Source organism: Bradyrhizobium sp. URHD0069, from assembly GCF_000701345.1.
Classification (GTDB): domain Bacteria; phylum Pseudomonadota; class Alphaproteobacteria; order Rhizobiales; family Xanthobacteraceae; genus Bradyrhizobium.
In genome coordinates this window covers 52,783-76,104 of the sequence record NZ_KL370776.1, presented here as the reverse complement: position 1 = coordinate 76,104, position 23,322 = coordinate 52,783, and the positions used below count along the sequence as shown (strand labels likewise).

Sequence of the window (23,322 nt, the reverse complement as noted above, 5' to 3'; positions counted from 1 at the left end):
TTCGCATCAAGAAAACACGTCAAATCAAGAATCTAGAGCCCCGTTTCGATTCTATCGAAACGGAAAGGCTCTAGTCAGCGCTTGGTAAGCAGCAGGTTGCCGCGATTTTTGATCGCTCTCTGAGCCACTTCAGCGAACCGCTGCAACAGCCAGGGCAGCGTGACTTCCACCCGGACATGATCGTCCGCCACATCGAGATGGCCTGACGCCGCCTGCCCCATCGCGCGAACGCGAAAGATCATGCGGTTGTCCTCCCACCTCTCCTCATCGACATTCAAAACCGGCACGCTCGAGACGGCGCGCGTCAATCCCGTCTTGAGGCGGCGGATCGCCTCATCGCGGCCAAGGCCGTGCGGAATCGAAACGACGAGAGGAGCGGACATTCTCAGATTCCGAAGGCTTGTTTGACTGTATGTAATTCCACGTGGTTCGAAATGAAGGGGACAGCAGACTAAAAAATGGAACTTTGCAGGTTCCCATTTGTTTTTTAGTCGGTGGCAGGAGCAACAGAGATGCCCACTGCCGGGCTGGAGGAAATGCTAAATGTCTATTGGAACCATTATCCTGATCATTCTTATTATCGCTTTGCTCGGCGGCTTCAGCGGCGTCGGAGGCGGCCCGTTCTACGGCACCGGATATTATGGCGGCGGTGGCCTCGGCTTGGTGATCATCATCTTGCTGATCCTGTTATTGATGGGGCGGCTTTGAGCTTTCATAGATTGGGACAAAGACGCCGTGCCTACCTTTGACCTGTAGAAACCAGGACATTGGTGGGCTCGGTTCGCTTGGCCCACCCTTTCGATCTCATCATCATTGCCGCGCGGCCAACTTCTTGATCGCGGGCTTTATCGATGATGCCGCCTCATCATAGTCTTGCCACGCCTTCGTCCTGGCGAGCAGCCCCGGCACGGTGCGGATCGTATAGCGCTTCGGGTCGAGATCGCCTCGCACCTGCGCCCAGGTCAGCGGCATTGAGACAGTTGCACCTTCTCGAGCCCGGGGCGACAGCACCGCAACCGCCGTCGACATGCGGTCGTTGCGAAGATAGTCGAGGAAGATCTTTCCCTTGCGCAGCTTCTTCGACATGTTGAGCAGATAGCGCTCAGGATCGTCATTGGCCATCCACTGGCAAATGTCGCGCGCGAAAGCTTTTGCCTCCGGCCATGTCACCTTGTCTTTTGCGCCGTACGCCAGCGGCGTCACCACGTGAAGTCCTTTGCCGCCGGTGGTCTTGCAGAAACTCTGCAGACCAACGTCCGCCAGGCGCTGCCGCATTTCCTTGGCGGCTTCCATGACATCGGCAAATTCGACGTTAGGCGCGGGATCGAGATCGAATACCAGCCGCCCCGCCGTATCCGGCGCAAACGGCGCGCAATTCCACGGATGCAGTTCTACGCCGCCGATCTGCGCCACCGCTGCGAGACCTTCGACACGGTCGATCTGCAAATAAGGCTTGCGGTCGCCGGAGACCCTGACCAGTTCCAGAAGGTTCGAGGTACCCGGCATGGCGTGGCGCTGAAAGAATCTCTCGCCGCCGATGCCATCAGGCGCACGGACGATCGAGCAGGGCCGGCCCTTCAAATGGCCGATCATCCAGCCCCCCACCGCTTCGAAGTATCGGGCGAGATCGAGCTTGGTGACGCCTTCGCCATCGCCGGCATCCGGCCATAGCTCCTTGTCGGGCTTGGAGAGGATCACGCCCATGACCTCGGCGGATTTGCTGTCCGCCGGCTTGGCGCGCCCCTTGGCCGACTTGCCGGATTTGGCCGCGGTCTTCTCGACAGGTTTGGCAATTTTCGCCATGGCCGGGTTTTCCGCTTCGACCTCGGCGGCTGGCTTGTCCTGGCGCAGCCCCTTGAATGCAGCCTGCCGTATGTTGCCGCCCTCGGTCCAGCCGGCAAATTCGATCTCGGCCACGAGCTCGGGCTTCAGCCAATGCACGTCTCGCGTCTTGCGCGGCGCATTCTTGCCGCCGAACGGGCTTTTGTCCGAGGCCGCGGCTTTCAGCGCCGGCATGATGCGCTTGACCTTATCTTGCCCGAAGCCGGTGCCGACCATGCCAACAAAGGCCAGGTGGTCGCCGCGGTAAACGCCCGCCATCAGCGAGCGGAATTTGCCGCTGGTGGTTTTCCATCCTCCCAGCACGACCTCATGTCCTACGCGGCATTTGGCTTTGGTCCAGCTTTCGGTTCGACCGGAAAGATAGGGTGCGCTGAGCTTCTTCGAGACGATCCCTTCCAGCGCCAGCTTGCATGCCGACTGCAGAACGGCGTCGCCGCTACTTTCGAAATGCTCGACATAGCGGATCAATTTGCTTTTGCTCTTGGGCCGCCCCTCCAGCAATTCCTTCAATTGCGCCTTGCGCGCGCCAAGCGGCACCCGCCGAACATCCATTCCATCGGCGAACAGCAAGTCGAACGCGAAGAAGATCAGGTTGTCAGTCTTGCCGTCGGAAAGTGCGGCCTGCAGGGTCGAAAAATCCGGCGCACCGTTGTGGTCGAGCGCGACGATCTCGCCGTCGATCAGCACGTCGGGGAGCGCACTTCCCTCTTTCGCAATGGCTTCGAATTTTTCCGTCCAGTCGAGACCTTTGCGGGTTTTCAACGCGGCCTCGCCGGCCTCGACGCGCAATTGCACCCGGTAGCCGTCGAACTTGATCTCATGACACCACCCCTCGCCGCCGGGCGGACGATCGACGGGGGTGCAGAGCTGCGGCGCGACGAAATCCGGCATCGCGCCGACTTTCTTGCCCTTGGACAGTGCGGCCTGCGATGCGCCTTTGTTGCGTTCCGCGCGCGCTTCGGCGGCATCGCCGCGGTTTGAATGCCAGACCGCGTCAGCCCTGCCGCGACCCGACTTCGCCGTCATGAAAGGTTTCGGCGCTCTTCCCTTGCCTTCGGCAATCTGCTGCATCGTGCGTCCCGACGCGACCGATTGATCGGCGTCCAGGATGCTGTTGGCCTTGCCCTCTTTGGCGAATTCATCGCGATGCTTGATCAGAAGCCAGTTGGTTCGTTTTCCCCCGGTGCGGTCGTTGCGCATGCGGACCAGCACCCAGCTGCCGTGCAATTTGTCGCCATGCAGGGTGAATTTCAGATCGCCCTTTTTGAAGCCTCGCTCCGGATCGTCGGATTCCCAGTAGCCGCGGTCCCAAAGCTGCACGGTGCCGCCGCCATACTGCCCCTCCGGAATAGTGCCTTCGAAATCGCCGTAGTCGAGCGGATGATCCTCCACCTCCACCGCCAGCCGCTTGTCGTGCGGATCGAGCGAGGGCCCCTTCGTCACCGCCCAGGATTTGAAAACGCCGTCGAACTCGAGCCGCAGATCGTAGTGCAGCCGGCTCGCATCGTGCTTCTGGATCACAAAACGCCGCTGTTTCGATGGCGTCACCGGCGTGTCGCCGCTCGGCTCTGCGGTTTTCTCGAAGTCGCGCTTTTTTCGATAGGTGGAGAGGTTTCTCAGAGACACGATCGATCCCACACGAGTCGAATGGCCGAGAGCCGCGCATGCAACGACCCCGGAACCAAAACCCTCAACCGTCGTTGAAGTTCCCGAATTCACCTGCCGTATAGCACGTAACAAGCCGGAGAGTGTAATGGCCCCTCGCGCCTATTGGAAAGGCTCGCTGAAGCTTTCCCTCGTCACCTGCCCGGTGTTGCTTTATCCGGCCACGACATCCGTCGAAAAGACCCGCTTCCACATGATCAACAAGGAAACCGGCAACCGGCTGAAGCAGCAGATGGTTGATTCTGAGACCGGCGATGTGGTCGAGGGCGATCAGAAGGCCTGCGGCTATGAATTGAAGAAAGGCGAAGCCGTCGAGGTCGAAAAGGAAGAGCTGGAGGCCGTCCAGATCGAAAGCACCCATACCATCGACATCGACAGCTTTGTGCCGGAGGACGAAATCGACAAGCGCTACCTGAATCGCCCCTATTACATCGCGCCCGACGGCAAGGCCGGTGTCGACGCTTTCGTTGTGATCCGCGACGCCCTGAAGGACAAGGATCGCGTCGCGCTGGCGCGCATCGTTCTAACCAACCGCGAGCATATCATCGCAATCGAGCCGCTGGGCAAGGGCCTGCTCGGCACCACGTTGCGATATCCTTACGAGGTGCGGGACGAACACGAATATTTTGACGACATCAGGAATCCGAAGATATCAAAGGACATGATCGAACTCGCCGGCCATATCCTCGACACCAAGGCCGCACATTTCGATCCCTCGAAATTCAAGGATGAATATGAGAACGCGCTGAAGACGCTGGTCAGGCGCAAGGCCGCCGGCAAGCCGGTGAAGATCGTCGAGCCCGAGGAACGGCCGAGCAACGTGATCAACCTGATGGATGCGCTTCAGCAAAGCCTGAAAGGCAGGAGTTCAGCAAACAAGGCGTCGGCAAAGCGCCGGACTCACTCCCCGGCAGGCCGATCGGCGCATCGCACGGCAAAGAAAGCGCATCGCTCGCCGGCGCGACATCGCAAGGCGAGCTGAGACGCTCTCAAGGGCGCTACCGGTCGGCAAGCCGGCCATGACGGAATACTGGGCGGCGGCTATCTTTTCGACTTGCGCCCGGACTTCTTCTTAGCGGTCTTCCTCTTGTTCGCGCTCTTCTTCGGCGGCGGGACCTTCTTCCCCTCACGCCGCGCCTCGGAAAGACCGATCGCGATCGCCTGTTTGCGGCTCTTGACCTTCTTGCCCGATCGGCCGCTCTTCAGGGTGCCGGACTTGCGCTTTTTCATTGCGCGTCCAACCTTGGCGGAGGCTTTTTTCGAATACTTCCGTGCCATGATTATTCTCCCAGTTACGAGAAAATAATCTTCACGACTCACGAAAGTTCCATTGCAGCCGCTGCGCCCCGGTCCGTAGCTGCAGCCTACTCCGCCGCAGCGCGAGTCTCGGCGGGTGCGGCGCGCACTGCGCAGAACTTGAATTCGGGAATCTTTCCGAACGGATCGAGCGCCGGATTGGTCAACAGGTTCGCCGCGGCTTCGGCGTAGCAGAACGGCATGAACACCATGTTCTCCGGAACGTCGCGATCGGAACGCACTTTCACTTCGACGGCGCCGCGCCGCGTCTCCAGCCGGATCAAATCGCCCGGCCAGACTTTCATGCGCCGCATGTCCTTCGGCGACATGAACGCCATTGCCTCCGGTTCGATCTGATCGAGCACGCTGGAGCGCCGCGTCATCGAGCCGGTGTGCCAATGTTCGAGCACGCGGCCGGTGGAGAGCACCATCGGATATTCGCTGTCGGGCAATTCGTCCGGCGGCGAGACGCGCGCCGGCACGATCTTGCCGCGGCCGCTCTCGGTCGGAAAACCGGTCGTGAAGATGATCTCGTTGCCGGGCTTGTCGGGGGCATCGACCGGATAGGTCACCGCGCCCTCGCGCACCAGCCGCTCCCAGGTGATGTTTTTCAGCGAAGGCATCACCTGCGTCATCTCGGTGAACACGTCCGCAGGACCTTCGTAGCGCCAATCCAGTCCCATACGCCTGGCGATTTCCTGGATGATCCACAGATCCTGCCGCGCGTCGCCGGGCGGTTTGATCACTTCGCGCGCCAACTGCACGCGGCGGTCGGTATTGGTGAAGGTACCGGATTTCTCCGCAAAAGCCGAGGCGGGCAGGATCACGTCGGCATGAAATGCGGTCTCGGTGACGAACAGGTCCTGCACCACCAGATGATCGAGCTTGGCCAGGGCCTCGCGTGCATGCTGCAGGTCGGGATCCGACATCGCGGGATTCTCGCCCTCGATGTACATGCCGGTGATCTCGCCGGCGTGGATCGCGTTCATGATCTCGACCACGGTGAGGCCGCGAACCGGATCGAGGTCCTGGTGCCAGAGACGCTCGAACGGCTCGCGCAAATCGGTGCGCCCGACCGGCTGATAGTCCGGCAGGAACATCGGGATCAGTCCCGCGTCGGAGGCGCCCTGCACATTGTTCTGCCCGCGCAGCGGATGCAGCCCGGTGCCGGGCCGGCCGACCTGGCCGGTGATCAAGGCGAGCGCGATCAGGCAGCGCGCGTTGTCGGTGCCGTGCACATGCTGGCTGATGCCCATGCCCCAGAAGATGATCGAGGCGCGCGAGCGGGCATAGATCCGCGCTACTTCGCGCAAGGTCTTCGCCGGGATGCCGCAGATCGGCTCCATTTTCTCCGGCGTGAAATCCTTGATGCGCTCCTTCAACTCATCAAAGCCTTCGGTATAGCCGGCGATATATTGCTCGTCGGTGAGGCCCTCGGTGATGATGGTGTTCATCATCGCGTTCAACATCGCGACGTCGCTGCCCGCCTTGAATGCCAGATGCTTGTAGGCATAGCGCGACAGCGACTGCCCGCGTGGGTCCATCACGATCAGCTTGGCGCCGCGTTTCGCCGCGTTCTTGATGAAGGTTGCGGCCACCGGATGATTGACGGTCGGATTGGCGCCGATCACGACAATGACTTCGGCGTCCATCGCGGCTGCGAACGGCGCCGACACCGCACCCGAATTTAGGCCTTCCATCAAGGCCGCAACCGACGACGCGTGGCACAGCCGCGTGCAGTGATCGACGTTGTTGGAGCCGAAGCCGGTGCGTACCAGCTTCTGGAACAGATAGGCCTCCTCGTTCGAGCCCTTGGCCGAGCCGAAGCCGGCGAGCGCTTTCACGCCCTTTTCATCGCGGATTGTGACGAGGCCCCTGGCGGCGATGTCGAGTGCCTCTTCCCACGATGTTTCGCGGAAATGCGTAAAGGGATTCGCCGGATCGACCTGGTCGTTGGCATCCTTCTTCGCATTCGGTAGCCGCACCAGCGGCTTGGTCAGGCGATGCGGATGATGGATGTAGTCGAAGCCGAAGCGGCCCTTGACGCACAGCCGGTTGTGGTTGGCCGGGCCGTCGCGGCCCTCGGCGTAGATCACCTTGTCGTCCTTGACCTGATAGGTGACCTGGCAGCCGACGCCGCAGAACGGGCAAAGCGAATCCACCTTCTTATCCGGATAGGTGACGCGGGTCTGGTTCTCATCGAGCATCACTGAGGGCATCAGCGCGCCGGTCGGACAGGCCTGCACGCATTCGCCGCAGGCAACACAGGTCGACTCCCCCATCGGATCGTCGAAGTCGAACACGACCTTGGAGCCATGATTGCGATAGGCCATGCCGATCACATCATTGACCTGGACCTCGCGGCAGGCGCGCACGCACAATCCGCACTGGATGCAGGCATCGAGATTGACGCGCATCGCCGGATGGCTGGCGTCACCTTGCCAGCGCTCGGCCGCCGGGAAACGGCTCTCGGTCACCTCGACTTTCTCGGCCCAGTGCCAGAACTTCGAATCGGGATCATGTGACGTTTCTCGCGCCGGCTGGTCGGCGACCAAAAGCTCCATCACCATCTTCTGCGCCGCCACCGCACGCGCGCTCGCGGTCTTCACCTTCATGCCGACGCTGGGCGTGCGTTTACAGGACGCCGCCAGCACGCGCTCGCCCTCGACCTCGACCATGCAGGCGCGGCAATTGCCGTCCGGCCGGTAGTCCGGCTCCGGCGAGTAACAGAGATGCGGGATCTCGCGGCCCTGGCGTTTTGCCACCTGCCAGATGGTTTCGCCGTTGACGGCCTCGACCTGCTTGCCGTCGAGTTCGAACTGAATCTTGCTCATTCCGCAGCTTCTTTCGGCATGAATTCTTCCGGGAAATATTTAATCACTGAGGTCAGCGGATTCGAGGCCGCCTGGCCGAGGCCGCAGATCGATGCATCGCGCATCGCCTGGCTCAATTCGTCGAGCAATTCGCGGTTCCAGACCGGCTTTTCCATCAGCAGAGCCGCCTTCTGGGTGCCGACGCGGCAGGGCGTGCACTGGCCGCAGCTTTCGTCTTCGAAGAAGCGCATCAGATTCAGCGCCGCGCCCTTCACGCTGTCGTGCTTGGACAGGATGATGATCGCGGCCGAACCGATGAAGCAGCCGTATTTTTCCAGCGTGCCGAAATCGAGCGGAATATTGTCCATCGAGGCCGGCAGAATGCCCCCGGACGCGCCGCCCGGCAAATAGGCGTGGAATTTGTGGCCATCGGCGATGCCGCCGCAGTACTCGTCGATCAGCTCGCGTACCGTCAGGCCGGCGGGCGCCAGCTTCATGCCGGGATTTTTCACCCGCCCCGACACCGAATAGCTGCGCAGGCCCTGGCGGTCATTGCGGCCATGGCTCTTCCACCAGTCCGCGCCTTTTTCGACGATGTCGCGCACCCACCACAGCGTCTCGATGTTGTTGATCAAGGTCGGCAATCCGAACAGCCCGACCTGGAACGGATACGGCGGCTTGTGCCGTGGCAAGCCGCGTTTGCCTTCAATGCTTTCGAGCAACGAGGATTCCTCGCCGCAGATGTAGGCGCCGGCGCCGCGCCGCATATGCAGCACCGGACCGCCCGGCGGCAATTTTGCAATCTCGCGCTCGAGGATTTCCCGTGAGGCTGGATATTCGTCGCGGATGTAGATGTAGATTTCGGGCGCATCCACCACATGGGCGCCGATCAGCATGCCCTCGAGAAAGCGGTGCGGATCGGTCTCGAGATAATAGCGATCCTTGAAGGTTCCGGGCTCGCCCTCATCGCCGTTAACAGCCATCATCCGCGGCCCGGGCTCGCCGAGCACCGCCCGCCACTTTCGTCCCGTCGGAAAGCCTGCGCCGCCAAGACCGCGCAAGGACGCATCGTCGAGCGCCTTCAAGAGATTTTCCTTCGCCAATTCGCCGGAGCGAAGGCGCTTCAGCAGCGCATATCCGCCGCCGGCAACATAGGCGTCGTAGCCGATGTAATCAGGCAGATGCGCGTGGGTGTCGCCGCCCTTCGCCGCCGCAAGCACGCTTGCGGCACTGGCGTGATCGACAAAATGATGACCGACCTCGGCCGCGGGCGCGGTGTCGCAGCGGCCGACGCAGGGCGCGCGCACCACACGAATGCCGGGACCAGCGCTGTTCTGCAATTCATGCAGCAAGTTTTCTGCGCCCAGCATCGCGCAGGTCAGGGAATCGCAGACGCGGATGGTCAGCGGCGGCACGTTCGGCTCGCCCTCCTTCACCACGTCGAAATGGGCATAGAAGGTCGCGGTCTCGAACACCTCCGCGAAGGAAAGCTTCATCTCGTCGGCAAGGGCTGCGAGGTGCGCTGCGGAAATCTGCTTGTAGGTGTCCTGGATCAGATGCAGATGCTCGATCAGGAGGTCGCGGCGCCGCGGCCGGTTGCCGAGCAAAACCGCAATCTCGTCAGCGGCTTGAGGGTCGACCTGGCGGCCCTTCGGGGTCGACTTGGCCCGCTTTCGTCCGGCGCCCGGATGTTCAAACGAGCGGACTTGTTGCACGTCATGGCTCATTGAAACATCTCAATCCTAGTTTCCAGCAGCCGCAATGCTAGTCCGTGGCATACCATATGCCAAGAAAAAAGTAAGCCGCGGCAGGTAGGTCTGGCTTTTTGGTGCAAATTCCAGAGGAACCGCACCGGGCGCGCCTCACGCCGCTCCATCGACTTTTTCGATCAGGAACACGATGCCATGCTCCGCGCGCTCAGTGATCTCGACCTTGTCGCCGGTTTCCCGGATCAGGTTGGGGATATCGATCACCGACAGGGGATCGGTGCAGTGAACCTCCAAAAAGGCGCCAGGCGTCAGGGCCTTCAGCGCCTTTCGGGTCTTCAGTGCAGGCAACGGACATTTGAGACCGGTGAGATCGAGTTTCGTCGTGGTCATGCGCCCATAGATGGCGAAGCGGGCTCACCTCGTCAACGGACATCGCCAAACCGGCGATTTTCAGAGGAGGTCCGCATAGGCCAAAAATCCAACGGTCTGGCCCGGTTGGACCTGCGTGATTTCCTCGCCAAGCTCGACCAGTCCGTCGGTGTCCACCAGCGACGACAGCAATCCTGCGCCCTCACGCGGAAATTTGACCGCCTCGAGCACCCCATCGTCGGTCTTACGCAGACTGACCCGCACATATTCACGGCGGGCAATTTTCTTTTTGTAGGCGAAAGCGGCGCGAACCGGCATCGGAATCAGGGGCCGTTGTGTGGCGCCTGCCAGCGCCAGAACTGTCGGCCGCACCACATGAACAAAGGTCACAAAACTCGCCACCGGATTCCCCGGTAATCCGATGAAGGGTGTGCCGCCGATAATTCCCATGGCGACGGGACGTCCGGGCTTGATCGCTATCCGCCATAGCACGAGGGTCCCGATATCTTCGACGCTAGCCTTGACGTGGTCCTCTTCGCCGGTCGAAACGCCGCCGGTGGTCAGGATCAGGTCGTAGTCGCCGGCGACTTTCTTCAGGCCGCGAGCCAGCGAAGCGCGTTCGTCGCGCAAAATGCCGAGATCGCTGACCTCGCAGCCAAGGCGCGCCAGCATCGCCATCAACATGAAGCGATTGGAATCGAACTGTTGCGCGGCGGCGCGCGGCGCCCCCGGCGATACCAGTTCGTTGCCGGTCGAGAACACCGCGACGCGGATGCGCCTGCGCACAGCGACACGCGTCAGGCCGAACGCAGCCGCCAGCGCGACATCCTGCGGCCGCAGCCGCTGGCCTGATTTGAGCGCCGGAAAGCCACCAGGAATATCTTCGCCGGCCGGCCGTACATTGGCGCCGGGTTTCAAGCCGGCCGGGAGAACAACCCTGTGGTTCTCGTCGACACGCACATCTTCCTGCATGAACACCGTGTCGGCTCCATCAGGCATCGGCGCCCCGGTGAAGATTCTGATGGCGTGACCCGGCTTGATCGGCTCTCGCGCCGACGCCCCGGCCTGAACACGCCCGGCGATGGGAAACGCCGCTTCCTGTTGCGGAAGATCGCCACTGCGCACGGCATACCCATCGACGGCGGAATTGGTGAAGGGGGGCAGCGGCAGAGGAGCGGAAATATCGCTTGCAAGAACGCGCCCATCGGCCTCCGCGAGCGAAACCGTTTCGGTCTCATGCACCGCGGTTACCCGCGCCGCGATGATGTGGACGGCTTCATCGACCGACATCATCGGCCCGCCAAAGGCAAAGCAATCGTCGGACAACTGAGCCATTTCACCACTCAGGTTTCGGTACGCGTCGCGCCAGCACGTCTTCGACCGAGATCGCGGACTTCTGCATCATAGCGGCGATGGCGGGGATGTCATCGAGATGGGCCACGGGGAGTGTGGTTTCAACGGCCGTGTCGGTCGCGATGCCGGCAATACCGGGATCGTCGGGAAACAGCATCGCCTTGCCGTTGGCGGCGCGGTGCACCTCGATCTTGCGATGCGGCTCGGACTTAAATCCTTCGACAATCACAAGGTCGACCGGCGACATCTTGGCCAGCAAGTCCGGCAGCCTCGGCTCGCTGGCGCCGCGCAATTCATGCATCAAAGCCCATCGCTTGCCCGAGGACACCAGCACTTCCGTGGCGCCCGACTGCCGATGCACCCAGGAATCCTTACCCGGCACGTCCACATCGAAATTGTGGTGGGCGTGCTTTATGACGGAAACGCGCAGGTCTTGCTTTAGTAGATGCGGAATGATGCGCGTCAGCAGCGTCGTCTTGCCGGCCCCGCTCCATCCCGCCAGGCCAATCACTTTCATCCTAATCTCCGAGCCGCCGGCGGAACCGGGCTATGTTTTATCCTCAGGTGCTTTATATCGGCTAGCAAGCAATGTCATGCTAGCCTGCGAATGATGATGAAGATCGACAAAGCGCCCGTCCCTCTGATCCTCCCGAATCCGCAAGATCCGCGGTTGACCGAACGTGTCGCCGGGACCGACCAGACCGGGGCAGCGGTCGAGATCAACGTTCCGGTGGAGCGGCCGTTGACGCTTTATCTGAACGCGCAGGAGATCGTCACCATGATGACGATCGGCGATTACCCGGAATATCTCGCGCTCGGCTATCTACTCAACCAGAACATGCTGAAATACGACGACGTTGTCACCGAGGTCGAATATGACGACGACTTGCAGGTGGTGGTCGTGCGCACCGAGCACCACACCAATTTCGAGCAGAAGCTGAAGAAGCGCACGCAGACTTCGGGCTGCGCGCAGGGAACGGCGTTCGGCGATCTCTTGGAAGCCGTGGAAAGCGTCGCGCTGCCGCAAGCGGAGCTGCGTACGTCCTGGCTCTATCAGATGACGCACGCAATCAATACCATGCCATCGCTCTATCTCGAGGCTGGCGCGATCCACGGCTGCGTGCTGTGCAAGGAAGGCACGCCGATCTGCTACACCGAAGACGTCGGCCGCCATAATGCCGTCGACAAGATCGCAGGCTGGATCTATCGCCACGGCGTCGATCCCGCCGACAAGATTCTCTACACCACGGGACGGCTGACTTCCGAGATGGTGATCAAGACGGTGCGGATGGGAATTCCCATCCTGGTTTCGCGTTCGGGTTTCACCGCCTGGGGCGTCGATCTGGCGCGGCAGGTCGGGTTGACGCTGGTCGGGCGCGCGCGGGGAAAGCGGTTCATCGCGCTGTCGGGAGAGGAGCGGATTATCTACGATCAGAACCTTGCTTTCGTCGAAGACGAATCTGCCCGCCACAAGCGCAAGGGCGGCGAGCGTGACGAGTGAATTTCCGGCGACACCCGCTGTATTGCTGGCCGGCGGCCTGGCGCGGCGAATGGGTGGCGGCGACAAGCCGATGCGCCAGATTGGCGGCCGCACCATCCTTGAGCGTGTGATCGCGCGGTTAACGCCGCAATGCGACGGGCTCATTCTCAACGCCAATGGTGATCCGGCACGCTTCGCGGCGTTCGGGCTGCCTGTGATCGCCGATACCGTTGCAGATTTTCCGGGACCGCTTGCCGGCATTCTCGCCGCCCTCGACTGGACCGCCGCCAACCGGCCTGACGTCTCCTGGGTGCTGAGCGGGGCTGCGGACTGTCCGTTCCTGCCACGCGATCTCGTCGCACGCCTGCATCGCGCACGCACGGAACAGAACGCACAGCTTGCGGTCGCCGCCTCCGACGGACAATCGCATCCGGTGATCGGATTGTGGAGCGTTGGCTTACGCGAGGAGCTTCGCCACGCGCTTGTCGTGGAAGACATCCGCAAGATCGACAGCTGGACCGCGCGTTACCGGCTCGCGACCGTGACGTGGCCGGTGGAGCCGCTCGATCCGTTCTTCAACGCCAATACCATGGACGACATCGCGGAGGCGGAGCGGCTGGCGGCGTTGGATGGAGGTTGAAGCACGGCAGCAGGGACTTCGATCATGACCAATAGAGCGGATTTGACGGGCCACATTGCGCTGGTAACAGGCGCGTCTCGCGGCATCGGAGCGGCGATTGCCGCCGCGCTCGCCGAAACCGGCGCCGCTGTCGCGGTCAACTATCGCGAACGCGCCGATGAAGCTGAGGCGGTCGCAGCGAAGATCAAGGAAATCGGTGGCCGTGCGATGACCATCGCAGCCGACGTATCGCAGGCTGCCGCCGTCGCCAAAATGGTTGATCACGTCGCCTTAGCGCTGGGTCCGATCGACATTCTCGTCAACAACGCGGGCACGGCAATGGTGCGCGGCATTGATGACCTGACCGAAAGCGATTTCGACCAGACGATCGCGGTGAACCTGAAATCAGCTTTTCTCTGCACACAAGCCGTGCTCCCGGCGATGCGCGCGAACAAGTGGGGCCGCATCGTCAATATCTCGTCGGGCGCCGCGCGTGGCCCCGGCGCTATCGGTGTTCACTACAACGCCTCAAAGGCCGGCATGGAGGGTCTAACTCGCGGCTATGCGGCGCGGCTGGTCAAGGAAGGCATTACGGTCAATGCGGTGGCGCCCTCGCTGATCGAAACCGACATGATGCGGGGCCGGTCCGATCTGGCACGCAATATCCCGCTTGGTCGCATGGGGTGTCCAAACGAAGTAGCAAAGGCGGTGCTAATGGTTCTGGAAAACGACTACATGACCGGCCAAACAATCGCTTTGAACGGTGGCATGGCATTCAATTGACGGGCCACGCCGGCTCTTGATGATCAATGGGGCTGACGCACGATCACGCCGGCCTGAATCCCGCCCGCTCAAGCGCGGCGCGGCTTTCCTCGGACGCCAGCGCTTCGAGAAATGCCTGCACGGCGGGGCGCTGTTTTCGTGCCGTGACCAGCGCGAAATCATAATGCTCTTCGGCCAGCGGAATAAAGCCCAGGCCGGCGGCATGCGCGACCGGCGCGATGGTCAGGCCCCAGTCGGCGCGATGCTGCGCCACGGCGGCGGCCACCGCGTTATGCGAGCGCGGCTGATTCCAGTAACCGTCGGGACGCGCTTCTCCAAGCAGCCGGTCTATCAGGATGCGAGTGCCAGCGCCCTGGTTGCGGTTGACCATAATGCAGCTGGCGTCGGCGAGCGCCGCGGCCACCGCGTCCTGCGCATTCAAGCCTTCGAAACGCGCGTCGCCGACACGAAACACGATACCCTGCATCCGCCGCCAGCCCTGCACCAGTTCAAGTCCGGCCATCAGGAATGGTGTGTTGTAGCTTTCGGTCGCCTCATCAAACAGATGGATCGGCGCGAAATCGCACTCGCCGCGCCGCGCCGCCGCCAACCCGCCGAGGCTGCCCACCGCTATCGAGCGCACCGACAGACCCGCGCGCGCCAGCGGCGCCGTCACCAGATCGAGCCCGGTGCAGTGACTGCCGACAATCACGAGATCTGGCACCCGCACGTGCGGCGTGAACAGCGTGACCTCGGCCTCGGTGCCGGCCGGCATCTGATCGGCCAGCGCATCGATTCGCAAAAAGCCGTCGGCCTGTGCAAACGAAGTGATCGCGCCGGAGCCCTTGCCGGAGGGATAGGCGATCAGGCCCTGATCGCCTTCGACCAGCGACACCATGACGAATTCGGTGCGGCCGAGTTCTGAGGCGATCCGCACCGGCACTTTAGCGGTGACCTTCGCATCGGAGCGCGGCGGCAGCCCGGCCATGCGTCGCAGCACCGGCACGATCATGTCGTGGAAGGTGAACATCGCGGAAGTCGGAAATCCCGGCAGGATCACCACCGGCTTGCCGTCGCAGACCGCAAGGCACAGCGGCTTGCCCGGTTTCAATGCGACGCCATGGGCGATAATGCCTGGCTTGCCGAGCCGCGCGATGATGCGATGCGATACGTCGCCCGCGCCCTTCGAGGTGCCGCCTGACAGGACCAGCATGTCGCTGGCCTGGAGCGCCTTGCGCATCGCGGCCTCTAGCTGTTCCTCGTCGTCGGCAATGGCGCCGAGAAACACCGCGTCGCCGCCGTTTTCGTTCACGGCCGATGCGACGATCGCGCCATTGGTGTCGTAGATGGCCGCAGGCCACAGCGGCTGACCCGGTTGAACCAGTTCGTCGCCGGTGGAGATCACGGCAACGCGCGGCCGGCGCGCCACGGGAATTCGCGCGATCCCGCAGGCGGCACACATGCCGATCTCGCGCGAGCCGATCATGGTGCCGGCGCGCAATAGCGCCTCGCCGCGCGCAATGTCGGAACCGGCATAGGACACGAACTGCCCGGGCGAGGCGGCGCGGCGAATCTCGATCGCGCGCGGTCCCGCCGGTTGGGTATGCTCGACCATGACGATGGCGTCAGCGCCGCGCGGCACCGGACCGCCGGTCGCGATGGAAGTGGCGGTGCCCGACAGCACCGGCCGCGTCGGCGCGGTGCCGCAGGCGATCACTTCGTCGTTCAGCATGATGCGGACCGGCGTCGCTTCGGTGGCGGAGGCCAGATCGGCGGAGCGCACCGCAAAGCCGTCGACATTGGAACGATCGAACGGCGGCACGTCGATCGGCGCCACGATATCCTCGGCCAGAGCGCAGCCGAGCGCGTCGGAGAGCAGCCGCTGCTCGCTCGGGATCGCGCGCGGGAACAGCGCGGCTTCGAAGCGCGCCGAGGCGTCTTCGCGCGAGAGGATGGTCAGGAACTGGTCCTGATCCACGCTGCCACGGTCTTTGGGAGAACGCGCATTGGTCATGTCGGAAGCCATATCAGTCCCGCAACATATAGGCATCGACCGGCGTGCCCGCAGCAAAACCTTCGCTGCCGCCGGGGACTACAATCCAGGCATCGGCGCAGGCGATTGTCTCGAGCGGCATATCGCCGATAGAGAGCGGCATCCACGCCTGCTCGATTTTTTCGAGCAGAACGATTTCCGCGATGCCGACGCTGGAGGCAATCTTGCGCGCCAGCGGCAGGGTCATCGGCTGTCGCGGCCGCAGCGACGATAGTCGGTCCAGCACGGGAAGCACAAGCGTCCACCACACCGCGAGCGCCTGATCCGGTGCGCCCGGCAGCGCGATGACCGGAATTTTTCCAGTCCTGGCGACGGCAGAGGTTCGGCCCGGCTGCAACGCGATGCCATGGGCGATAACCTCGCCGCGCTGGGCCAACGCGGCGATCGCCGCGTCGGTGCGGCCGACGCCGCTGCCGCCGACCGTGACCAGCATGTCGCACGCGCCGGTTTCCGCGGCCCTCGCGATTGATGCCGCATCGCGCCCCTCGGCCTCGACGAGGACAACAGTGGCCCCCGTCGCCCGCGCGTTCTCTGAAATCAGCTGTGCCGTCGCCGTATGGCCCGTTGCAGCGGGAATAGTGACGACGCGCAGGCACGGCCGACGTACACTCAGCTTCTCCAACCCCGCCGCCCGCGCGATCAAGAGATCGAGCGGGCGAATGCGCTGCCCGGAGGCGATGACAGAACCCTCGGCGATATCGCCGCCGATCCGGCGAAGACCCTGCCCCGGTATCGCTTCCGCCAAGACCTGGAACATCCGACCTGTCGCGTCGACGGAATCGGAATCGACCACACAGTCGCACGCTTCGGGGATCGCGTCGCCGGCTTCGACCCAGACCGGCGGTGTCGCCAATGGCAGCGGTGAATAGGATGACGCGCCGACGAGATCGCGGGCGCGTAACGCCCAGCCATCGGCCGCGGCTATGTCGCAGGGCGGGCGGGCTTTGAGCGGCGGCATATCGGCGGCAACGCAGCCCAACGCACCCGTGAGCGGAAGCTCAACCGGCGCCACCGGGGCAAGTCCATCCACTAGCGCCGCGAGCGCGGCGTCGAGCGGGGTCAGCGCAATATTCAAACGCTGAATCATTGCGTCGAGTGCCGGATCACAGGGCACCGCGCAAGCAGCCGACTGACAGGAACAATCGCGGCACCCGAACGTTTGGATTCAATTCGCTTAACCCTTTGGCACAGAGGCTCAAAATGCACGGTCGCTTCATCGCCGCAGCTATTGCAGGATTGTTTGCCGCAACACCAGCGCTATCACAGAGCAACGCGCCCGCGAGCGAAAAGCCCGAGACCGGTTGCAATGCCCCATCAAACACGACCACTGGCAGCGCTGGCAAGGCGGCCGACACATCCATGGCGATGGAAAAAAGCGCCATCCTGCCTGACGCTGAAGGCGAAAAGAGCTCGGCTGCACCAACGGTTCAAAGCGACGGCAAGCCGATGTTGGTGCAGAAAGACTGTCCGCCCGATACGACGCCCAAATAGTCGATCCCCTGACCGGTCAGGAAGCTTTCTTCTCGGCGTTGGGGAAAAACAGCTGCTGGCCATCGATCTTGTAGCCGGCGATCGCAGCCTGGCCTTCCGCCGAAATGAGCCAATCGATAAAGCTCTGGCCGAGTTCTTTTTTCACCGAGGGAAACTTCTCGGGGTTCACGAGCATAACGCCATATTGATTGAACAGCCGCTTGTCGCCTTCGACGACGATCTCTAGATCGCCGCGGTTCTTGAACGATATCCAGGTGCCGCGGTCGGCCAGCACATAGCCATTCATCGCGGCAGCGGTATTGAGCGCGGCGCCCATGCCCTGCCCGATCTCGCGATACCAGGGGCCTTTCGCAGTGGCGATATCGATACCGGCCTGCTTCCAGAGCGCGAGTTCGGCGGAGTGGGTGCCCGATTTGTCGCCGCGCGACACGAATGGCGCGGCCTTGCTCTGGATCGCTTTCAGCGCGGTCTCGATGTCCTTGCCCCTGACGCCGGCCGGATCGCTCTTCGGCCCGATCAGCACGAAGTCGTTGTACATCACGTCAAAACGCTTCATGCCAAAACCTTCGGCGAGGAATTTCTCCTCCTGCGGCTTGGCGTGGACGAACACCACGTCGGCATCGCCGCGCCGCGCGGTGTCGAGCGCCTGCCCGGTTCCTTGCGCGATCACCTTTACGTCGATGCCCGCCTTGGCCTTGAACAGCGGCAGCAGATAGCCGAACAGCCCCGAATCCTGCGTCGATGTTGTCGACGCCACGACGATCGATCGATCCTGTGCGACCGCTGGTGTAAAGTTGGTTACGGCTGCGCTGACACCAAGCACCAACGCTAGGAATAAGAAACGGCTCGGCATGGCTCTCTCCTGTTCAGATGATTTAAATCACGAGATCGCCGCGCAAGAAGGCGGCGGCTTCCGGTGTCGTTGGGTGGTCGAGAAAATCGGTGGCCCGACCCTGCTCGCACAGCGCGCCGCGAACCAGAAAAATGACGTCACCCGCGAGCCGGCGCACTTGGCCGAGATCGTGCGACGCCATCACGATCTTGATGCCGGACTGCGCCGCCTTCAGAACGATCTCCTCGACACCGCGCGTCGCGGCCGGATCGAGATTGGCGGTGGGCTCGTCGAGCAGCAGAATCTCCGGATCGCGCGCCAGCGCCCGCGCCAGCGCCAACCGCTGCTGTTCGCCGCCCGAGAGCCGGCGCGCCGGCCGCTGCGCCAGATTTGAAAGCCCGACGCGGTCCAGCAATGCGGCAACGCGTTGCGCGCGCAGTCTATGCGGCGTGCCCGCCTGCGCCAGCGCATAAGCGACGTTGGCAGCAGCGGTCCTTCGCAGCATCACCGGGCGTTGAAACAGGATCGCGCGGCGCCGCAGTGCGCTATCGGTCCGGCCCCCCCAGGTGACGCGGCCTGTCGACGGCGGCGCGAGGCCCATCAAAAGCCGCAGCAAGGTAGTTTTCCCCGCGCCGTTCGGTCCGACGATCAGCGTCGGCGCCCCCGGCATAATCGTCACGCTGAGACGGTCGAGGATCGCAGTGGCGCCGGCCTGCAGCGAGACGCCATCGAGAACAAGGGGGAGATCGCTCGACGGTGCCCGCATCATCACCCCGTCTGCCGCTCGGACCAGACGCGCGTCCCCCATGCCGCCGCGTTGATCGCAAGAACGATGGCGACAAGAACGAGCCCCAGTCCCATCGCCAGCGGCAGATTGCCCTTGGAAGTTTCGAGCGCCACCGCCGTCGTCATGGTACGGGTAAAGCCGTCGATATTGCCGCCGACGATCATCACAGCGCCGACCTCCGCGGCGGCCCGTCCGAAGCCCGCCAGCAACGCGGTGAGCAGGCTGTAGCGCGCATCCCACAACAGCGTCGTCATCCGGCCGGCCGGGCTGACATCCATCGCGGTCAATTCGTCGCGATACTCGGCCCAGAGATCCTCGACCGTCTGGCGCGTCAGCGCTGCGATGATCGGCGCGATCAGGATGGTCTGGGCGATCACCATGGCTGATGGCGTGAACAGAATGCCCATCTCGCCGAGCGGCCCGGACCGCGACAGCAGAAGATAAACCGCAAGCCCGACCACCACCGGCGGCAACCCCATCAGCGCATTGAGCACCACCACAAGGGCAGATCTCCCGGGAAAGCGGGTCAGTGCGAGCAGCGCGCCGAGTGGCATGCCGGCAAGGGCAGCCAGCGCGACCGCAGACAGGCTGACGGCCAGCGAAAGCCGCACGATCGCAAACAGCGCTGCATCGCCGTTCAGGATCAGTTGCCAGGCGCTGAACTGGTCCGACATCGCCGCCTCCACCCACCTTGTTCGGCAAGAATTCCATCATTTGTCAAATGATTGAACAAGACCATAAATATGCATACAGATGCAGGATGGAGCTTTTGACCACCAGCGAGGCTGCCGAATATGTCCGGCTCGGCGAGCGCAAGCTCTATGAGCTCGTGACCTCAGGTGCGATCCCCTGCAGCAAGGTCGCGGGCAAGTGGCTGTTTCCGCGTCACGAACTGGACCTCTGGGTGCTTTCGGGGCTGGCGCGACCAGCCGGCATGATCGCCGCCGATCCGCCACCGATCGTCGGCGGCAGCCAGGACGATCTCCTGGAATGGATGTTGCGCGAATCCGGCTCCGGCCTTGCGTCGCTCACGGAGGGCACCGCGCGCGGCGTTGAGCGTCTGCAGCGCGGCGAGGTGATCGCCGCGGCCGTCCATTTTCACAGCGACGCGATTTCTGCCGATTCGGCCGATGACGGCAACATCGCGGCGGCGCGCGCGATGCCGGGCCTCCATGATGCGGTACTGGTCGGACTGGCGCGGCGCGAACAGGGGCTTGTGTTGGCCCCTGGCAATCCCAACCAGCTGCGTAGCCTGTCCGATGTCCTTGCCTCCGGCGCAAAAATGGCCGTCAGGCAGCCCGGCGCCGGTGCGCAAATGCTGCTCGAGGTACTGCTGAGCCGCGCCGGCGCCGGACCCAGGGATCTGCGCCGGCTCGATCCGCCATGTCTCACCGGTCCCGATCTTGCAGCCGCGATCCGCGCCGGCAAGGCAGATTGCGGCGTCGCCACGCGCGCCGCGGCAAAATCGGCGGGCCTCGATTTCGTCCCGCTACTCCTAGAGAATTTCGATTTGCTGATGCGGCAGCGCACCTATTTCCGGCCCTCTATTCAGGCGCTGATCGGCTTTATCGGCCAGAAGCGGCTGAAGCAGCACGCCGCCGAGCTCACCGGCTACGACACGACACCCGCCGGGCAAATCCGCTTCGCCGCCTGAGCCGTGCCGCCTTGTTTGACGGCGGCTATGGCATAATTGCTGGAACACATGCCGGCCGAGCTTTAGCTCCCGGTCAAGCAAAACGGTGACGGTAATGGGGGGACACCTGTGATTTCAGCGCGAAAGATATCCATGCTCGGGGCATTCGCGGCCGCGATGGTGTCGCCGCCGTCAGCGCTCGCCCAGGTCTCGGGTGACCAGGTCTCGGACGATGTGATCAAGATCGGCGTTCTCACCGACATGAACGGCCCGGCGTCCACACCGACTGGCCTGGGCTCCGTTACCGCGGCGCAAATGGCGGTCGACGATTTCGGCGGCAAGGTGCTGGGCAAGCCGATCAGCGTGATCGTCGGCGATCATCAGCTCAAGCCCGATATCGGCGCCGGTATTGCGCGGCGCTGGTACGACGTCGATCAAGTCGATCTAATCGTCGATGTGCCGGTGTCGGCAGTGGGCCTGGCGGTGCAGAACATCGCCAACGAAAAGAAGAAGCTGTTCATTACTCACTCCACCGGCACGGCGGACTTCCACGGAAAATTCTGCTCGCCCTATGCGATGCAGTGGGTGTTCGATACCCGTGCGCTGGCGGTCGGCACTGCTAAGGCGGTGGTGAAGCGCGGCGGCGACAGCTGGTTCTTCATCACCGACGACTACGCGTTCGGCCACTCGCTTGAGAGGGACGCTTCTACCGTCATCACCAAGAACGGCGGCAAGGTGCTCGGCTCTGTTCGCCCGCCACTTGCCACTCCCGACCTGTCATCCTTCGTGCTGCAGGCGCAGGCCTCCAAGGCGAAGATCATCGGCATTGCTGCCGGGCCGCCGAACAACATGAACGAGATCAAGACCGCCGCCGAGTTCGGCGTCTTCAAAGGCGGCCAGCAGATGGCCGCGCTGCTCGCGCTCATCACCGACATTCATTCGCTCGGGCTTCCTGCCGCGCAGGGGCTATTGCTGACGACCTCGTTCTACTGGGACATGGACGACAAGACCCGCGAATGGTCGAAGCGTTACTTCGCCAAGATGAACCGGATGCCTACGATGTGGCAGGCCGGCGTCTATTCGTCGGTCATGTATTATCTCAATGCCATCAAGGAGACCGCGACCGATGAGCCGCTCAAGGTGGCGACGAAAATGCGTGAGAAGCCGATCGAGGATTTCTTTGCCCGCAACGGCAGGCTGCGCGAGGACAACCTGATGGTCCACGACCTGATGCTGGTCGAGGTCAAGAAACCGGAAGAGTCAAAATATCCGTGGGACTATTACAAGATCCTCGCGAAGATTTCGGGCGAGGACGCGTTCGGCCCGCCCGATCCGGCGTGTCCCTTGATCAAGAAATAATTCCAACGTCGTCCCGGCGTTCGCCGGGACCTATAACCACTGACGTTCGTGTTTGTGCAGGCTGGTGCTCCAGCTTCTTGCAAAATTTAGTCTAGAGCGGTGGTTGGGTCCGGGCTCGCGCGGAGCCTGTCCTCGGGCGGCGCTTTGCGCCGACCGGTTGGCTTGGCCGGGACGAGGCGAAAATTACTTCGCGACCCCGATCTCGCGGAAGTAGCGCAGCACACCCGGATGGATCAGTTCAACGCTCGGCGCAGCAGTGACGGTATTGGCGGCGGTGGTTTCGCAGGCCTGCGGCAGCTTTTTGCAGAGCGCGCTTTCGACACCATGCAGCGTTCGCGCCAGCCGATAGGCGACCTCATCCGGCAGACTCTCGCGCGCCAGAACAAAACTCCATGATCCCAGCGCATCGATCGGCGCGCTCTGGTTTGGGTAGCTGCCGGCCGGCACGGTGAGCGGCTTGAGGAATGTATGTTTCGCCCTGATCCGCGCGATCTCGTCTGCATTCGGCGCGATGAACCTGGCGCCGCCGGGGCTGGCGGCGACGGCGGAAAATCCGGGCCAACCGATACCGGCGCCCCACAGCGCTGCAACGCGTCCATCGAGCACCATCGCCGGTCCATCGCCGGCGCGATCGAGATAGACGGATTGGAAATCCTCGTCCTGCTTCAGTCCGAGCCCGTCGAGCACATAGCGCGACAGGATCGGAAGGCCGGAGCCGCGCGCGCCGAACGCGACCGGCTTGCCTATGAGATCGCGGATGGTCTTGTACGGGCTGTCGGCACGCACCACGAACATGCCGGGGCTCGAATACATCGCGGTCAGGATTTTCAGGCGGGTCGGCGGCCGGCCGATGCCCATCAGGGCTTCATAGGCGGGCTCACCGGCGACCAGCGCGATATCCAGGCTTCCCGCCTCAAGCAGCGGAATATTCTCGTTGCTGCCTTTGGTATTGCGCGGCTCGATCGAAAGCGTGGGATCGGCCTCATTCATGACGTCGGCAAAGGCGTTGCCATAGAGCGGGAAGCCGCCGCCCGGCGTGGCCGTCCCGAGACTGATCGCGGTCTTCTGAATGGCTTTGCCTCCATCTTGCGCCGCAGCGCCACCTGCCACCAGCAGGACGCCGAAGCCAACGATACGAGCGATGTTCATGGCTGACCTCGGCCCCCCAAACTGCGAATGCAAACACCCGTCCAGAGATATTCGCCGAAAGGCAATGTAGGCAAATACCGATTTGTATGAAAGCATGTCTGCGGCGAGCG

The 23,322-nt window shown here is 62.8% G+C and carries 22 protein-coding genes; 8 read left to right on the top strand and 14 right to left on the bottom strand.

What is annotated here, in order from left to right; all coding sequences use genetic code 11:
- Positions 1-74: 74 nt before the first annotated feature.
- Complete coding sequence (locus tag N554_RS0132650) at positions 75-383, bottom strand: polyhydroxyalkanoic acid system family protein (RefSeq protein WP_029587277.1); 309 nt, start codon at positions 381-383, stop codon at positions 75-77.
- Between the two features lie 160 nt (positions 384-543).
- Here N554_RS0132650 and N554_RS39305 point away from each other — a divergent pair, with 160 nt between their 5' ends.
- The gene (locus N554_RS39305) at positions 544-708 is read left to right on the top strand and encodes a DUF3309 family protein (protein ID WP_081851539.1); all 165 of its coding nucleotides are present in this window, start codon (positions 544-546) and stop codon (positions 706-708) included.
- A 102-nt stretch (positions 709-810) separates the two neighbouring features.
- Here N554_RS39305 and ligD read toward each other — a convergent pair whose 3' ends face one another.
- Entirely contained in the window at positions 811-3,468 is a 2,658-nt protein-coding gene (ligD, locus tag N554_RS0132640; protein WP_051677852.1) for a DNA ligase D, read from the bottom strand.
- Positions 3,469-3,595: 127 nt separating this feature from the next.
- On the opposite strand from ligD, the gene N554_RS0132635 reads away from it, so the two are divergent.
- The gene (locus N554_RS0132635; RefSeq protein WP_029587275.1) at positions 3,596-4,489 is read left to right on the top strand and encodes a non-homologous end joining protein Ku; all 894 of its coding nucleotides are present in this window, start codon (positions 3,596-3,598) and stop codon (positions 4,487-4,489) included.
- A 59-nt stretch (positions 4,490-4,548) separates the two neighbouring features.
- Here N554_RS0132635 and N554_RS0132630 read toward each other — a convergent pair whose 3' ends face one another.
- The 6 genes from N554_RS0132630 to mobB form a co-directional block, all read right to left on the bottom strand.
- Positions 4,549-4,785, bottom strand: a complete 237-nt coding sequence (locus N554_RS0132630) for a DUF6496 domain-containing protein (RefSeq protein ID WP_029587274.1) — start codon at positions 4,783-4,785, stop codon at positions 4,549-4,551.
- An 86-nt stretch (positions 4,786-4,871) separates the two neighbouring features.
- Entirely contained in the window at positions 4,872-7,637 is a 2,766-nt protein-coding gene (gene fdhF, locus N554_RS0132625; RefSeq protein ID WP_029587273.1) for a formate dehydrogenase subunit alpha, read from the bottom strand.
- The gene (locus tag N554_RS0132620) at positions 7,634-9,343 is read right to left on the bottom strand and encodes an NADH-ubiquinone oxidoreductase-F iron-sulfur binding region domain-containing protein (RefSeq protein ID WP_029587272.1); all 1,710 of its coding nucleotides are present in this window, start codon (positions 9,341-9,343) and stop codon (positions 7,634-7,636) included. The genes fdhF and N554_RS0132620 overlap by 4 nt, the downstream gene beginning before the upstream one ends.
- Before the next feature lie 135 nt (positions 9,344-9,478).
- Positions 9,479-9,715 carry a sulfurtransferase TusA family protein gene (locus tag N554_RS0132615; RefSeq protein WP_029587271.1) on the bottom strand — a complete coding sequence of 79 codons (237 nt, stop codon included), beginning with the start codon at positions 9,713-9,715 and terminating at the stop codon, positions 9,479-9,481.
- A 60-nt stretch (positions 9,716-9,775) separates the two neighbouring features.
- Entirely contained in the window at positions 9,776-11,029 is a 1,254-nt protein-coding gene (glp, locus tag N554_RS0132610) for a molybdopterin molybdotransferase MoeA (protein WP_029587270.1), read from the bottom strand.
- A 1-nt stretch (position 11,030) separates the two neighbouring features.
- On the bottom strand, positions 11,031-11,564 hold the full coding sequence (gene mobB / locus N554_RS0132605) for a molybdopterin-guanine dinucleotide biosynthesis protein B (protein WP_029587269.1): 534 nt from the start codon (positions 11,562-11,564) through the stop codon (positions 11,031-11,033).
- A 93-nt stretch (positions 11,565-11,657) separates the two neighbouring features.
- Here mobB and fdhD point away from each other — a divergent pair, with 93 nt between their 5' ends.
- The 3 genes from fdhD to N554_RS0132590 are packed head-to-tail and all read left to right on the top strand — an operon-like array spanning position 11,658 to position 13,929.
- On the top strand, positions 11,658-12,548 hold the full coding sequence (fdhD, locus tag N554_RS0132600; RefSeq protein ID WP_029587268.1) for a formate dehydrogenase accessory sulfurtransferase FdhD: 891 nt from the start codon (positions 11,658-11,660) through the stop codon (positions 12,546-12,548).
- Positions 12,538-13,167, top strand: coding sequence for a molybdenum cofactor guanylyltransferase MobA (gene mobA / locus N554_RS0132595; RefSeq protein WP_029587267.1), 630 nt, complete (start codon positions 12,538-12,540; stop codon positions 13,165-13,167). Before fdhD ends, mobA begins: the two co-directional genes overlap by 11 nt.
- Positions 13,168-13,191: 24 nt before the next feature.
- Complete coding sequence (locus N554_RS0132590) at positions 13,192-13,929, top strand: SDR family NAD(P)-dependent oxidoreductase (protein WP_029587266.1); 738 nt, start codon at positions 13,192-13,194, stop codon at positions 13,927-13,929.
- Positions 13,930-13,972: 43 nt separating this feature from the next.
- Here the strand turns inward: N554_RS0132590 and N554_RS0132585 are convergent, their stop codons facing one another.
- On the bottom strand, positions 13,973-15,922 hold the full coding sequence (locus tag N554_RS0132585) for a molybdopterin biosynthesis protein (RefSeq protein WP_029587265.1): 1,950 nt from the start codon (positions 15,920-15,922) through the stop codon (positions 13,973-13,975).
- 13 nt (positions 15,923-15,935) lie between these two features.
- On the bottom strand, positions 15,936-17,048 hold the full coding sequence (locus tag N554_RS0132580; protein ID WP_029587264.1) for a molybdopterin-binding protein: 1,113 nt from the start codon (positions 17,046-17,048) through the stop codon (positions 15,936-15,938).
- Between the two features lie 113 nt (positions 17,049-17,161).
- Here N554_RS0132580 and N554_RS0132575 point away from each other — a divergent pair, with 113 nt between their 5' ends.
- Positions 17,162-17,452, top strand: coding sequence for a hypothetical protein (locus tag N554_RS0132575; RefSeq protein WP_029587263.1), 291 nt, complete (start codon positions 17,162-17,164; stop codon positions 17,450-17,452).
- A 16-nt stretch (positions 17,453-17,468) separates the two neighbouring features.
- Here the strand turns inward: N554_RS0132575 and N554_RS0132570 are convergent, their stop codons facing one another.
- Genes N554_RS0132570 through N554_RS0132560 form a run of 3 tightly spaced genes read right to left on the bottom strand, consistent with a single transcriptional unit; the run spans position 17,469 to position 19,745 of the window.
- Entirely contained in the window at positions 17,469-18,305 is an 837-nt protein-coding gene (locus tag N554_RS0132570) for an ABC transporter substrate-binding protein (RefSeq protein ID WP_029587262.1), read from the bottom strand.
- Positions 18,306-18,327: 22 nt separating this feature from the next.
- Entirely contained in the window at positions 18,328-19,050 is a 723-nt protein-coding gene (locus N554_RS0132565) for an energy-coupling factor ABC transporter ATP-binding protein (protein ID WP_029587261.1), read from the bottom strand.
- Between the two features lie 2 nt (positions 19,051-19,052).
- The gene (locus tag N554_RS0132560) at positions 19,053-19,745 is read right to left on the bottom strand and encodes an ABC transporter permease (protein ID WP_029587260.1); all 693 of its coding nucleotides are present in this window, start codon (positions 19,743-19,745) and stop codon (positions 19,053-19,055) included.
- Between the two features lie 86 nt (positions 19,746-19,831).
- Here N554_RS0132560 and N554_RS0132555 point away from each other — a divergent pair, with 86 nt between their 5' ends.
- Both N554_RS0132555 and N554_RS0132550 read left to right on the top strand, forming a co-directional pair.
- Positions 19,832-20,725: a helix-turn-helix transcriptional regulator gene (locus tag N554_RS0132555; RefSeq protein WP_029587259.1), complete on the top strand. Its 894-nt coding sequence runs from the start codon at positions 19,832-19,834 to the stop codon at positions 20,723-20,725.
- Positions 20,726-20,881: 156 nt separating this feature from the next.
- The gene (locus tag N554_RS0132550) at positions 20,882-22,063 is read left to right on the top strand and encodes an ABC transporter substrate-binding protein (protein WP_371259548.1); all 1,182 of its coding nucleotides are present in this window, start codon (positions 20,882-20,884) and stop codon (positions 22,061-22,063) included.
- Between the two features lie 183 nt (positions 22,064-22,246).
- Here the strand turns inward: N554_RS0132550 and N554_RS0132545 are convergent, their stop codons facing one another.
- On the bottom strand, positions 22,247-23,212 hold the full coding sequence (locus tag N554_RS0132545) for a TAXI family TRAP transporter solute-binding subunit (RefSeq protein ID WP_029587257.1): 966 nt from the start codon (positions 23,210-23,212) through the stop codon (positions 22,247-22,249).
- Positions 23,213-23,322: the final 110 nt, after the last annotated feature.